The organism is Streptomyces sp. NPDC059201 (genome assembly GCF_042754585.1).
Classification (GTDB): domain Bacteria; phylum Actinomycetota; class Actinomycetes; order Streptomycetales; family Streptomycetaceae; genus Streptomyces.
The window spans coordinates 1-13,771 of the sequence record NZ_JBHZBB010000005.1 but is presented as its reverse complement, the minus strand read 5'-3'; the positions used below and the strand labels follow the sequence as shown (position 1 = coordinate 13,771).

5 protein-coding genes, 1 tRNA gene and 1 rRNA gene are annotated in these 13,771 nt (G+C 71.4%); 1 reads left to right on the top strand and 6 read right to left on the bottom strand.

What is annotated here, in order from left to right:
• Nucleotides 1-40 precede the first annotated feature (40 nt).
• From ACFXMG_RS18205 to ACFXMG_RS18190, 4 genes are all read right to left on the bottom strand, one after another.
• Entirely contained in the window at nt 41-862 is an 822-nt protein-coding gene (locus ACFXMG_RS18205; protein WP_383826093.1) for a helix-turn-helix domain-containing protein, read from the bottom strand.
• Between the two features lie 256 nt (nt 863-1,118).
• Entirely contained in the window at nt 1,119-3,965 is a 2,847-nt protein-coding gene (locus tag ACFXMG_RS18200; protein ID WP_383826091.1) for a DNA translocase FtsK, read from the bottom strand.
• Nucleotides 3,966-4,086: 121 nt separating this feature from the next.
• Nucleotides 4,087-4,761 (bottom strand): response regulator, encoded by a 675-nt coding sequence (locus ACFXMG_RS18195; RefSeq protein WP_319008733.1) that lies wholly within the window; start codon nt 4,759-4,761, stop codon nt 4,087-4,089.
• Nucleotides 4,762-5,064: 303 nt separating this feature from the next.
• Nucleotides 5,065-10,581 carry a HAMP domain-containing protein gene (locus ACFXMG_RS18190; RefSeq protein ID WP_383826087.1) on the bottom strand — a complete coding sequence of 1,839 codons (5,517 nt, stop codon included), beginning with the start codon at nt 10,579-10,581 and terminating at the stop codon, nt 5,065-5,067.
• Between the two features lie 266 nt (nt 10,582-10,847).
• On the opposite strand from ACFXMG_RS18190, the gene ACFXMG_RS18185 reads away from it, so the two are divergent.
• The gene (locus tag ACFXMG_RS18185) at nt 10,848-13,493 is read left to right on the top strand and encodes a SpoIIE family protein phosphatase (protein WP_383826085.1); all 2,646 of its coding nucleotides are present in this window, start codon (nt 10,848-10,850) and stop codon (nt 13,491-13,493) included.
• A 107-nt stretch (nt 13,494-13,600) separates the two neighbouring features.
• On the opposite strand, the gene ACFXMG_RS18180 is transcribed toward ACFXMG_RS18185, so the two are convergent.
• Both ACFXMG_RS18180 and rrf read right to left on the bottom strand, forming a co-directional pair.
• A tRNA-Thr gene (locus ACFXMG_RS18180) sits at nt 13,601-13,673 on the bottom strand.
• Nucleotides 13,674-13,678: 5 nt separating this feature from the next.
• Nucleotides 13,679-13,771 (bottom strand): 5S ribosomal RNA (gene rrf, locus ACFXMG_RS18175); the annotation flags it as partial.

The following is a 13,771-nucleotide window of genomic DNA, read 5'->3' as shown; positions in this document are numbered from 1 at the left end:
GCGACGGAGGTCACACCGGACGCCCTCGTCCCGTGGTCGGTCAGCCGGCCTCGGGGTCGCCCTTGGTGTAGCTGAGGCGCTCCACCTGGCCGTCCTCGAACTTCTCGGAGACCTTCTTGCCGTTCACGTACAGCTCGATCGCGCCCGCGTTGCCGAGGACGAGGTCGACCTGCTCGTCGTCCTGGAAGGTCTTGGTGTCGCCTTCCTGGAGGAAGCCGTCGAAGAGCATCTTGCCGTCGGACGCCTTGGCCGAGATCCAGCTCTTGCCGTCGGCGGCGAGCCGGACGGTGACCTTGTCCGCCGGGACGGCCGCGATGGCGCTCTCGGTGGGCTTGGGGGCGGGCTTGACCGGCTTCGGCTTGGCGGAGGAGCTCGCCTTCTCCGGAGCGGGCGCCGGGCCGCCCTCGGCGGCCGTGGTCCCCTTCGGCTGCTCGGCGCCGTTGAACATCGTGAAGCCGACGAAGCCGACGACGGCGACGATGGCCGCGACCATGGCCGCGGTCCAGTTGGGCCGCCGCGGCTCGGGACGGATCCGTTCCGCCTCGAAGAGCGGGGCGGCGGGGGTCGGCGCGGGACGGCCGCCGTGCTCGGCGTCGTACCGCTCGATCAGCGGAGCCGGATCGAGCCCGACGGCGCGCGCGAGCGTGCGGATGTGACCGCGCGCGTAGACGTCGCCGCCGCAGCGCGAGAAGTCGTCCTCCTCGATGCCGTGCACGATCGGGATCCGGACACGGGTGGAGGCGCTGACCTCTTCGACGCTGAGGCCGGCGGCGATGCGGGCCTGCTGGAGGGTGCGACCGATCGGTTCCCGGTCGTCTGACGGGAACGTCCGGTCGTCTTCGGGGGAGTTGCCGATGGACACGAGAGCGCCTTTCGAGCGTGTAACCACCTGCTGGACGTTCAGTCTATGGGTGGTACGAAAGGGTGGGGCAACCGGGCGGGTGCGGTTTGTACGCCATGAGGTTGTACTTCACGGAGAGGGGACATCCTTCTGCCCCCTCTCCGTCCAACTTGACGTATGGCCAGGGGAAACGGTTGCCCTTGGTTCCCTTACGAGTGAGTCTCGGCCAGGTCTCGAACGGGTACCCCGCCCCCGCCGCCCCACACGCCCCGCCCCGTCACTCCTCCGACTCCCCGCGGATCACCGCGAGCACCCCGTCCAGCTCGTCCGGCTTGACGAGGACGTCCCTCGCCTTGGAGCCCTCGCTCGGGCCCACGATGTTCCGCGACTCCATCAGGTCCATCAGCCGGCCGGCCTTCGCGAAGCCCACCCGCAGCTTCCGCTGGAGCATCGACGTGGAGCCGAACTGGGTCGACACGACCAGCTCGGCCGCCTGGCACAGCAGGTCCAGGTCGTCGCCGATCTCCTCGTCGATCTCCTTCTTCTGCTTGGTCCCGACGGTGACGTCGTCCCGGAAGACCGGCGTCATCTGGTCCTTGCAGTGCTGCACGACGGCCGCGACCTCGGCCTCGGTGACGAACGCGCCCTGCATACGGGTCGGCTTGTTCGCGCCCATCGGCAGGAACAGGCCGTCGCCCTTGCCGATGAGCTTCTCGGCGCCGGGCTGGTCGAGGATGACGCGGCTGTCGGCGAGCGAGGAGGTGGCGAAGGCGAGCCGGGACGGCACGTTCGCCTTGATCAGACCGGTGACGACGTCCACGGAGGGCCGCTGGGTGGCGAGCACCAGGTGGATGCCGGCCGCGCGGGCCAGCTGGGTGATGCGGACGATGGCGTCCTCGACGTCCCGGGGCGCGACCATCATCAGGTCGGCGAGCTCGTCGACGATCACCAGGAGGTACGGGTAGGTCTTGAGCTCGCGCTCGCTGCCGGGCGGCAGCTGCACCTTGCCGTCGCGGATCGCCTGGTTGAAGTCGTCGATGTGCCGGAAGCCGAAGGCGGCCAGGTCGTCGTAGCGCAGGTCCATCTCGCGCACCACCCACTGGAGGGCCTCGGCGGCCCGCTTGGGGTTGGTGATGATCGGGGTGATCAGGTGCGGGATGCCCTCGTAGGCGGTGAGTTCGACCCGCTTGGGGTCGACGAGCACCATCCGGACGTCCTCCGGGGTCGCCCTTATCATCACCGAGGTGATGAGGCAGTTGATGCACGAGGACTTGCCGGAGCCGGTGGCGCCCGCGACGAGGACGTGCGGCATCTTCGCCAGGTTGGCCATCACGTAGCCGCCCTCGACGTCCTTGCCGAGCGCGACCAGCATCGGGTGCTCGTCCCCCGCCGCGTCCGCGAGCCGCAGCACGTCCCCGAGGTTCACCATCTCGCGGTCGCTGTTCGGGATCTCGATGCCGACCGCGGACTTGCCGGGGATCGGCGAGATGATCCGCACATCCGGTGAGGCCACCGCGTAGGCGATGTTCTTCGTCAGGGCGGTGATCTTCTCGACCTTCACGGCGGGCCCGAGCTCGACCTCGTACCGCGTGACCGTCGGACCCCGGGTGAAGCCGGTGACGGCCGCGTCCACCTTGAACTCGGTGAAGACGTTCGACAGCGCGTCCACGACGGCGTCGTTCGCCGCCGACCGGGTCTTGCCCGGCCCGCCCCGCTCCAGCAGGTCGAGCGCCGGCAGCGAGTACGTGATGTCCCCGGCGAGCTGGAGCTGCTCGGCCCGCGCCGGCAGGTCCGTCGGCTCCGGCGCCGGCTTGGTCAGATCGGGTACGGAGCCGGCCCCCGCGGGCCGCTTCTCCCCGCCACCCGGCTGCTTCCCCCCGCCCCGCGCGGTCGGCACGTTCGGCGGCGTCTTCGGCATGGGCGGTACGGGCCCGGTGGCCTCGTCCGTCGCCCCGCCGGCCCCCTCGCCCAGGGCCGCGGCCCGCTCGGCGGTCACGTCCCGGGTCAGGTCGGCGACCAGCGGCGACGGCGGCATCCCGTTCAGCACGGCCCCGTCGAGCGCGGCGGCCGCGGCGGCGGCCACGTCGACCGGGTCCAGGCCCAGGTCGTGGTCGGCGGCGGCCGTACGGGGCCGGGCGGTGCGCCCGCGCCGGTTCAGCGCCTCCGCCTCGGCCCGGTCCACGTCGTACGGGTCGGCGGGCCCGCCACCGCGCCGCCGGACCGGCCGGGCGGCGCGCGGCGGCGCCTCCCGCCACTCCTCGTCGTACGGCTCGTGGTCCGCGTACTCCTCGGCGGTCTCCTCGTACACGGGCTCGACGAGGCCGAGCCGGACGCCGAGGGCCCGCAGCCGCTGCGGGATCGCGTTGACCGGGGTGGCCGTGACGACCAGCAGCCCGAAGAGGGTCAGCAGCACAAGGAGGGGGACGGCCAGGGCCTCCCCCATCATGAAGACCAGCGGCTGGGACGAGGCCCAGCCGATCAGCCCGCCCGCGTCCTGCATCGCCTCGGAACCGGCGTCCCGGCCGGGCGAACCGCAGGCGATGTGGACCTGGCCGAGGACGCCGATGACGAGGGCGGAGAGCCCGATCACGATCCGCCCGTTGGCCTCGGGCCGCTCCGGATAGCAGAAGAGCCGGAAGGAGATGGCGCCCAGCAGCAGCGGGACGAGCAGGTCGAGCCGGCCGAAGGCGCCGGTGACCAGCATCTCCACCAGGTCGCCGACCGGGTTGTTCAGATGGGACCAGGTACCGGCGGCGACGATCAGCGCGCCGGCGAGCAGCAGCAGGGCGAGCCCGTCCTTGCGGTGGGCGGGGTCGAGCCCCTTGGCACCACGCCCTATCCCCCGGAACATCGCGCCGACGCCGTGCGCGGCACCGCGCGCCACCTTGTACACGCCCCCGGTCGGGGAAGGCGCGGGCCGGGGTGCGGGCCGCTTCGCCGCGGTCTTCTTCGCGGGCGCGCGCTTGGCGGGCGCGGCCTTCTTCGCCGCCGTCTTCTTCGCGGGCGGCTTGGCCGGGGACTTCGCCGTGGACTTGGCCGCCGCCTTCTTCGCGGCGCCCGTCGTCCGGCCGGCGCGCGATGGTGCGGTGCCCTGTGAACCCTTGCCGGACGTACGTGAAGCCATGATGCCGAGGTTACCGGTGAGCGGCCGGGCTGTCCGCCTCACCCGAACGTGTCGCCCTTGCCCCGACACGAAGCTGACGACCGGTCACCCGCCCCGGCTGCCGGATCACGGCCCCGCGGCGTCAGCCCTGCGCGGGAAGCGAGGGCGCGCCGCCGGTACCCGGCTCCAGCGCGTCCAGCGCCCTGCGCAGCCCCGTGAGCTTGCGCTCCAGATGGGCGGCGGTGGCGACGGCCGCCGCGTCGGCGGACTCGTCGTCGAGCTGCTTGGAGAGCGCCTCGGCCTGCTCCTCGACGGCGGCGAGCCGGGCGGACAGCTCCGCGAGCAGCCCGGCGGCCTCCTTGCCCTGGCCGCCCTCGCCGCCGCCCTCCAACTGGAGCCGCAGCAGCGCCGCCTGCTCGCGCAGCTTGCAGTTCTTCATGTAGAGCTCGACGAAGACGGAGACCTTGGCGCGCAGCACCCACGGGTCGAACGGCTTCGAGATGTAGTCGACCGCGCCCGCCGCGTACCCCCGGAAGGTGTGGTGGGGGCCGTGGTTGATCGCGGTGAGGAAGATGATCGGGATGTCCCGGGTCCGCTCGCGGCGCTTGATGTGCGCGGCGGTCTCGAAGCCGTCCATGCCGGGCATCTGGACGTCGAGCAGGATGACCGCGAAGTCGTCCGTCAGCAGCGCCTTGAGCGCTTCCTCCCCGGACGATGCCCGCACCAGCGTCTGATCGAGCGCGGAGAGAATGGCCTCCAGCGCCAGCAGATTCTCCGGCCGGTCATCGACCAGGAGGATCTTGGCCTTCTGCACCATGCCCCGTCCTCCTCGTCCCGGCAACGGCTCGACCCGGCTTCCGGAACCGCTGCCGGAACCGGGGGAAGCACCGGGCGCCGCCCCAGAGGACGGCTTCCTGGCGCCGTCCGTCCTTGTGCCGGTCATCGTAGCCGCACCCCACCCGTCGCCACACCCTGTCACCGTGATGTCACTGTGCACAGTGCGGAAACGGGGCGCGGGTCGAGAAGGTTCCCCGAATCCCGCGCCCTCACACGCCGACGGCGACAGTACGCCGTCGGGCACCGGCCCCGCGCGGCGGCCCGGCACCCGCCGGCTCCGGCCTCAGGCGCCCCGCATCCACTGCTCCATGACGGACAGCAGGTAGTCGGGGTCGACCGGCTTGGTGACGTAGTCGGAGGCGCCCGACTCGATCGCCTTCTCCCGGTCCCCCTTCATCGCCTTCGCGGTGAGCGCGATGATCGGCAGCCCCGCGAACTGCGGCATCCGCCGGATCGCGGTCGTCGTCGCGTACCCGTCCATCTCCGGCATCATGATGTCCATCAGAACGACCGTCACGTCGTCGTTCTGCTCCAGGACCTCGATGCCCTCCCGCCCGTTCTCCGCGTACAGCACCGCGAGCCCGTGCTGCTCCAGCACGCTGGTGAGGGCGAAGACGTTGCGGATGTCGTCGTCGACGATGAGGACCTTCTCACCGGCGAAGGAGAAGGTACGGCGCGGCTCCGCGCCGCCCTCCGGCTCCGTCCCGGCGATCTCCCCGAAGGCGTCCGGCAGCCCCTGCGGGCCCGGCTGCCCGGGCACCGCGCCCCGGACCTCGCCCGCTCCGGCCGTCTCCGGCGCCTCGGCGGCCGCACCGGCCTTGCGCCGGTGCCGGAAGAGCGCCCCGGCCCCCGACCGCGCCTCGCTCCGCACGGGAGCGGGCGGGAAGTGCGGGAACGGGTGCCCGGACCGGCCGTCCTCGGCCTCCTGGCGCGGGTCGTCCGGCTCGCCCTGCCCGTACCCGTGCGGCGGCACCTCGGTCGGGTTCAGCGACAGGTAAAGCGTGAAGGTGGAGCCGCGGCCGGGCTCGCTCACCGCGAAGATCTCGCCGCCGAGCAGGCGCGCGATCTCCCGGCTGATCGACAGCCCGAGGCCCGTACCGCCGTACTTCCGGCTGGTCGTCCCGTCGGCCTGCTTGAACGCCTCGAAGATGACCCGCATCTTGCTCGCCGCGATGCCGATGCCGGTGTCGGTCACCGAGAAGGCGATCAGGTCGGCGTCGGCGTCGCGCAGCGAACCGGCCTCCAGGAGCTGCTCCCGGATGGACTGCGGCACGTCCGCGCCGGCCGGCCGGATCACCAGCTCGACCGCGCCGGAGTCGGTGAACTTCACCGCGTTGGACAGCAGGTTGCGCAGCACCTGGAGGAGCCGCTGCTCGTCGGTGTGGAGCGTGGCGGGCAGCTCGGGCGAGACCCGGACCGAGAAGTCCAGGCCCTTCTCCGCGGTGAGCGGCCGGAAGGTCGCCTCCACGTAGTCGACGAGCTGGACGAGGGCGATCCGGGTCGGGGAGACGTCCATCTTGCCCGCCTCGACCTTCGACAGGTCGAGGATGTCGTTGATGAGCTGGAGCAGGTCGGAGCCGGCGCCGTGGATGGTCTCGGCGAACTCGACCTGCTTCGGGGTGAGGTTGGTCTCCGCGTTGTCCGCGAGCAGCTTGGCCAGGATGAGCAGCGAGTTGAGCGGGGTGCGCAGCTCGTGCGACATGTTGGCGAGGAACTCGGACTTGTAGCGCATGGAGACGGCGAGCTGTTCGGCGCGCTCCTCCAGGACCTGCCGGGCCTCCTCGATCTCGGTGTTCTTGACCTCGATGTCGCGGTTCTGGCGGGCCAGCAGCTCGGCCTTGTCCTCCAGTTCGGCGTTGGAGTTCTGGAGCTCCTTCTGCCGGTTCTCCAGTTCCGCCGACCGCTCCCTGAGCTGCTCGGTCAGCTCCTGCGACTGCTGGAGCAGGACCTCGGTCTTGGTGTTGACGCTGATGGTGTTGACCGTGGTCGCGATGAGTTCGGCGATCTGGTTGAGGAAGTCCCGCTGGATCTGGGCGAACGGCTGGAAGGAGGCCAGTTCGATGACGCCGAGGACCTTCCCCTCGAAGAGGACGGGCAGCACGATCACGTGCGCGGGCGACGCCTCGCCGAGCCCGGACGAGATCTTGAGGTAGCCCGGCGGCACGTTGACCTGGATGGTCCGCTTCTCCTCCGCCGCCGTGCCGATCAGCGTCTCGCCGGGGCGGAAGGAGGTCGGCATGGAGCCGGCGGAGTAGCCGTAACTCCCGCGCATGCGCAGCTCGTACGAGCCGTCGCCCTCGCCGACGAGTTCGGTGTCGTGGTTGGCGGAGCCGACCGGCGTCGCCACGAAGAAGGCGCCGTGCTGGGCGGAGACGACCGGCGTCAGCTCGCTCATGATGAGCGAGGCGACGTCGTCGAGGTCCCGGCGGCCCTGCATGAGGCCGGAGATGCGGGCCAGGTTGGACTTGAGCCAGTCCTGCTCGTCGTTGGCGAGGGTGGTGTCGCGCAGGTTGGCGATCATCGTGTTGATGTTCTCCTGGAGCGCCTGGATCTCACCCGCCGCGTCCACACCGTCGATCTTGACGTTGAGGTCGCCGCGGGTCACCGCGGTGGCGACGGCCGCGATGGCCCGCACCTGCCGAGTGAGGTTCCCCGCCATCTCGTTCACGGAGAGGGTGAGGTCGCTCCAGGTGCCCTCGACGTCCCGGACCCGCGCCTGGCCGCCGAGCTGTCCGTCCGTGCCCACCTCGCGGGCGACGCGGGTGACCTCCTCGGCGAAGTTCGACAGCTGGTCGACCATCGTGTTGATGGTGTTCTTCAGCTCCTGGATCTCGCCCCGGGCCTCGATGTCGATCTTCTTGGTGAGGTCGCCCTTGGCGATGGCGGTGGTGACCGCGGCGATCTGCCGCACCTGGCCGGTGAGGTTGTCGGCCATGCTGTTCACCGAGTCGGTGAGGTCCTTCCAGGTGCCCGAACCGCCCGGCACCCGCGCCTGGCCGCCCAGGATGCCCTCCGTACCCACCTCACGGGCCACCCGGGTCACCTCGTCCGCGAACGAGGACAGGGTCGTCACCATCGTGTTGACGGTCTCGGCGAGCTCGGCGACCTCGCCGCGCGCCTCGACGGTGACCTTCTTCGTCAGATCGCCGTTGGCGACCGCCGAGGAGACGCGCGCGATGTTCCGCACCTGACTGGTCAGGTTGTTGGCCATCAGGTTGACGTTGTCGCTCAGGTCCTTCCAGATGCCGGTGACCCCGCGCACCCGCGCCTGGCCGCCGAGGATGCCCTCGGTGCCCACCTCGCGGGCCACCCGGGTCACCTCGTCCGCGAAGTTCGACAGCTGGTCCACCATCGTGTTGACGGTGGTGACGAGCTCCAGGATCTCGCCCTTGGCGTCGACGGTGATCTTCTTCGACAGGTCGCCGCGGGCGACGGCGGTGGTGACCTCGGCGATGTTCCGGACCTGGAAGGTCAGGTTGTTCGCCATGAAGTTCACCGACTGGGTCAGGTCCTTCCAGGTGCCGGAGACCCCCTGCACCTCGGCCTGACCGCCCAGGATCCCCTCCGTACCCACCTCGCGGGCGACCCGCGTCACCTGCTCGGCGAAGGAGGACAGCTGGTCCACCATCGTGTTGAGGGTGTTCTTCAGCTCCAGGATCTCGCCGCGCGCGTCCACGTCGATGGTCTGCGACAGGTCGCCGCGCGCGACCGCGGTGGCGACCTGCGCGATGTTGCGCACCTGGGCCGTCAGGTTCCCGGCCATGCTGTTCACCGAGTCGGTCAGGTCCCGCCACACACCGGCGACGCCCGGCACCTGCGCCTGACCGCCAAGACGGCCCTCGGTACCCACCTCGCGGGCCACCCGGGTCACCTGGTCGGCGAAGGCGGAGAGCTGGTCGACCATCGTGTTGATGGTGTTCTTCAGCTCCAGGATCTCGCCCCGGGCGTCCACGTCGATCTTCTGCGACAGGTCGCCGCGCGCCACGGCCGTCGTCACCTGCGCGATCTGCCGCACCTGCGACGTGAGGTTCCCGGCCATGAAGTTCACCGAGTCGGTCAGCTCGCGCCAGCGGCCGGAGACCCCGTCCACCCGCGCCTGACCGCCGAGACGGCCCTCGGTGCCCACGTCCCGCGCCATCCGCGTCACCTGGTCGGCGAAGGACGACAGCTGCGACACCATGGTGTTGACGGTGTTCTTCAGTTCCAGCATCTCGCCGGCCACATCCACGGTGACCTTCTGCGACAGATCACCGTTCGCGACCGCCGTCGTCACCTGCGCGATGTCCCGCACCTGACCGGTGAGGTTGTGGAAGGCCGTGTTCACCGAGTCGGTGAGGTCCTTCCACGTACCGGCCGCGCCCTGCACCTGCGCCTGCCCGCCCAGCCGGCCCTCGACACCGACCTCCCGGGCCACCCGGGTCACCTCGGAACCGAAGGCGGACAGCTGGTCCACCATCGTGTTGACGGTGTTCTTCAGCTCCAGCATCTCGCCGGCGACATCGACCGTGACCTTCTGCGACAGATCGCCGTTGGCCACCGCCGTCGTCACCTGCGCGATGTCCCGCACCTGCGTCGTGATGTTCCGGAAGACGGTGTTGACCGAGTCCGTCAGGTCCTTCCAGGTCCCCGCCGCGCCCGGCACCTGCGCCTGCCCGCCGAGCAGACCCTCCGCGCCGACCTCGCCCGACACACGGGTCACCTCGTCGGCGAAGGTCCGCAGCGTCTCCGTCATCTGGTTGATGGTGTCGGCGAGTTGGGCGATCTCACCGCGCGCGCTCACGGTGACCTTCTGCGACAGATCGCCGTTGGCGACCGCCGTCGTCACCTCCGCGATCCCCCGCACCTGATTGGTCAGGTTGCCCGCCATGGTGTTGACGGAATCGGTCAGGTCCTTCCACACACCGGCGACCCCGGCCACCTCGGCCTGACCGCCGAGCTCGCCCTCCGTACCCACCTCGCGGGCGACGCGGGTCACCTCGGACGAGAACGACGACAGCTGGTCCACCATCGTGTTGACGGTGTTCTTCAGCGACAGCATCTCGCCGGCCACGTTCGCCGTGACCTTCTGCGACAGATCACCGTTGGCGACCGCCGTCGTCACCAGCGCGATGTCCCGCACCTGCGCCGTCAGCTGGTTCGCCATCGTGTTGACGGAGTCCGTGAGGTCCTTCCAGGACCCGGACACCCCCCGTACGTGCGCCTGCCCGCCCAGGATGCCCTCGGTACCCACCTCGACGGCCACCCGCGTCACCTCGGACGCGAACACCGACAGCTGGTCCACGAGGTGGTTGACGGTACGCGCGACCTTGAGGAACTCCCCACGGAGCGGCCGCACCGTCCCGTCGGAACCCTCCGAACGCAAGTCCATCCGCTGTTCGAGGTCGCCCTCGGCGACCGCCGTCAGCACCCGGCTCACCTCGGACACCGGCCGCGCCAGATCGTCGACCAGCGCGTTCGCCGCCTCGATCGCCGCGGCCCAGGCGCCCTCGGTCGCCCCCGCCTCCAGCCGCTCGGACAGCTTGCCCTCGCGCCCGACCACCCGCCGCACCCGCGACAGCTCGCCGGTCACGTGCATCTGCCGGTCCGCGACCTCGTTGAAGACGGCCGCGATCTCCGCCATCACCCCGTCGCCGGAGACGGTCAGCCGCCTCCGCAGATTCCCGTCGCGCATCGACACCAGAGCGGACAGCAGCCGCTCCAGCGCCGCCGCGTCCACCTGCACCGTCCCCCCACGAGAACGCCCGCCCCTCGCGCGCGTACCGCTGCCGCCGCCGCGTCGCGCCGCCGTGCCAGACTCCACCGTGTCCCTCCCGAAAGGGGTCGACCGTTCCGCTCCGGCTCCCGCCGAAGCATGCCCAGTGTTTCACCGCGACCGAACCAGGCGATAACAGTTCGGCAGCTTCGCACAACGTCCCCACCCTCGGAGGGCGGAAACAGCGGAGACCGGCATCCGCGGGGACGGCGAAGGTAAGTAACCTGGCATCCGGCTGTCCAGCCGCCCCGGTCCGCCCGGCGGGGGCGGTGTGGCGCGTACGACCACCGGGCAGTGGGAGGGACAGACCGAGCATGGCAGAGCCGGGCGTCGAGACGCGTACGAGGAGTTCTGTGATCACCGCGCGGGCGACTGCCAGTTTCGAGCCCGTCGGACGGTCCGTCGCCGCCGCCCGGGCCTTCGTCCGGGACACCCTCCAGGGCTGGGGCCACCCGGAGCTCGTGGACGACGCCGTCGTCCTGACCAGCGAACTGGTGACCAACGCCGTCGTGCACGCCGGCACCTCCGCCGACGTCCTGTGCCTCCGCTCCGAGGACAGCGTCCGCGTCGAGGTCGCCGACCGCTACCCGGAGCGCGAGATCCCCGTCCAGAGCGGCCGCACGATCACGAGCCCGGACCGGGAGAACGGCCGCGGCCTGCTCCTGTGCGCCGCCCTCGCCGACCGCTGGGGCGTCGACTACTCCCCCACCCGCAAGCACGTCTGGTTCCACCTCGACCTCCCCCAGCGCCCCGTCGGCACCCGCTCCGCCGGCCCGGTCCTCCCCGACGCCCTCCTCCCGGCCGCCGACAGCCGCGTCCGCGTCGCCGTCGTCCAGATCGACAGCGGCGACGCGATCACCTCCTGGAACGAGGACGCGGAGGAGCTCTTCGGGTACGCCCCCGAGCAGGTCACCGGCAAGCCCCTGGGCGACCTCGCCGCCTGGCCCCACACCCCGGGCATCGGCACCGGCCTCGCCGAGGCCCTCCGCCTCTCCCGCTGGGAGGGCAGTTACGGGCTCCGCTGCGCCGACGGCCGCGTCATCCCCGTGTACGCCTCCCACCTGCGCGTCCGTGACGCCGAGGGCGAGCCCTCCACGGTCTGCCTGCTGGTACGCGAGGAGGAGCGCGCGGTCCTCCAGACCCCGCAGCGCCCGGCCGCCGACCCCGGCTCCGAGAGCCGCGCCACGGACCCCTTCGAGGTCTTCATCGGCTCCCCCGCCCCCGACGACCTGGACGGCCTGCTCCAGCGGACGGTCGAGCGGGCCCGGGACATGCTCGACGGCGACTCCGCCTTCCTCCTCCTGGCCACCGACGACGAGACGGAGCTGGAGGTGCGGGCGACGACGGGCCTCCCGGCGGCCCGCCAGCGCTTCGCCCGCGTCCCGGTGGAGACCGGCGCCAGCCGCTACGGCTCCGCCCGCATGCCCGCGGTCCATGAGGACCTGGCCGCCGTCCCCGGCGCCGTGCCCCTCCTCGAAGGCACCGGCATGCGCTCGGTCGTCACGGTCCCCCTCAAGGTCGAGGGCCGTCTCACCGGCTCCCTCGGCGTCGCCGCCGAGGCCGCGAACCGCTATTCGAACGAGGAGGCCCTCCGCCTCCAGTTCGCCGCCGACCGCATCGCCCTGGCCGTCGAGTCGGCCCGCCTGGGCGAGCTGGAGCGGCTCCGCCGCGGCTCCCTCAGCTTCCTCGTCGAGGCGTCCGACCTGCTGGCCGGCACCCTCGACCGCGACCAGACCCTGGCCCTCATGGCCCAGATGACGGTCCCGACCCTGGCCACCTGGTGCGCCGTCTACACCATCGCCGACCCGACCTCGGACCCGTACCTCTCGTTCGTGCTCCACGAGGACGAGGACCGCATCGACGGCCTCAAGGCCCTGCTGCTCTCCATCGCCCCGCCCGACCCGGTACCGTCCCCCGGCGCCCGCCTCTGGACGGCTCCCGGCGACGCCGCCCACCGGGCCGCCCTGGCGGCCTCGGCCCGCGAGCTGGACAACCTGGGCAGCCCGCTCTCCTCCGGCATCGACACCGCTCTGGCCACGGCCGGCGCGGTCGCCGGCGAGACGGTCGTCCTGCCCCTGGTCGCCCGCAACCGCGTGATCGGCATGCTGACCCTGGGCCGCCCGGCCGAGGACCACTTCCGCCAGGAGATCCTGGAGCTGGCCGAGGACCTCTCGCGCCGGGCCGCCCTGGCCCTGGACAACGCGCGCCTGTACTCGGAGCGCAACGCCATCAGCCAGTCCCTCCAGCGCAGCCTCCTCCCGCCCGACCTCCCCAAGATCCCCGGCGTCGAGGTGGACGTGATCTACCGCGCGGCCGGCGAGGGCAACGAGGTCGGCGGCGACTTCTACGACGTCTTCCCCATCCGGGAGGACGTGTACGGCTTCGCCATCGGCGACGTCTGCGGCACGGGCCCGGAGGCGGCGGCCGTCACGGGCCTGGCCCGGCACGCCCTGCGCCTCCTGGCCCGCGAGGGCTTCGGCGGCCCGGCCGTCCTGGAGCGCCTGAACGCGGCCATCCTCGACGAGGGAGCCCGCAGCCGCTTCCTGACCCTCCTGTACGGCGAGCTCCACCCGCAGGCGGACGGCTCCGCGCTCCTGAAGGTGGTCTGCGCCGGCCACCCGCTCCCGCTGCGCCTCCGCCCCGACGGCACGGTCACCCCGGCCGCCGAACCGCAGCCGCTGCTGGGCGTGATGGAGGACCTGGAGCTGCACGAGGAGACCTTCACGCTCGACCCGGGCGACGTCCTCCTCTGTGTCACGGACGGCGTCACCGAGCGCCGCGAGGGCACCCGCATGCTGGGCGACGACGGCCTCGCGGACGCCCTCAAGCTGTGTACGGGCCTGACGGCGGGCGCGGTCGGCGGCCGCATCCTCCGCGCGGTCGAGCGCTTCGCCCACGCCCCCGCCTCGGACGACATGGCCATCCTGACGATGCGCCTGAGGGAACCGGACCCCAGCTGACACAAGAACGGCCGGCGCCTCCCTGGGGAGGCGCCGGCCCTTTCCTCTATTCAATCCCGGAAACGCAAGAAGGCCCCCGCCAGATGGCGGGGGCCTTCTTTTCTCTGAGCCCTTTAACGGAATCGAACCGTTGACCTTCTCCTTACCATGGAGACGCTCTACCGACTGAGCTAAAAGGGCGGGTTGTTCGGCGGCGTCCTACTCTCCCACAGGGTCCCCCCTGCAGTACCATCGGCGCTGAAAGGCTTAGCTTCCGGGTTCGGAATGTAACCGGGCGT

Coding starts and splice junctions, on each gene's coding strand:
- ACFXMG_RS18200 (WP_383826091.1), bottom strand. CDS start 3,965: ATGGCTTCACGTACGTCCGGCAAGGGTTCACAGGGCACCGCACCATCG.
- ACFXMG_RS18195 (WP_319008733.1), bottom strand. CDS start 4,761: ATGGTGCAGAAGGCCAAGATCCTCCTGGTCGATGACCGGCCGGAGAAT.
- ACFXMG_RS18185 (WP_383826085.1), top strand. CDS start 10,848: ATGGCAGAGCCGGGCGTCGAGACGCGTACGAGGAGTTCTGTGATCACC.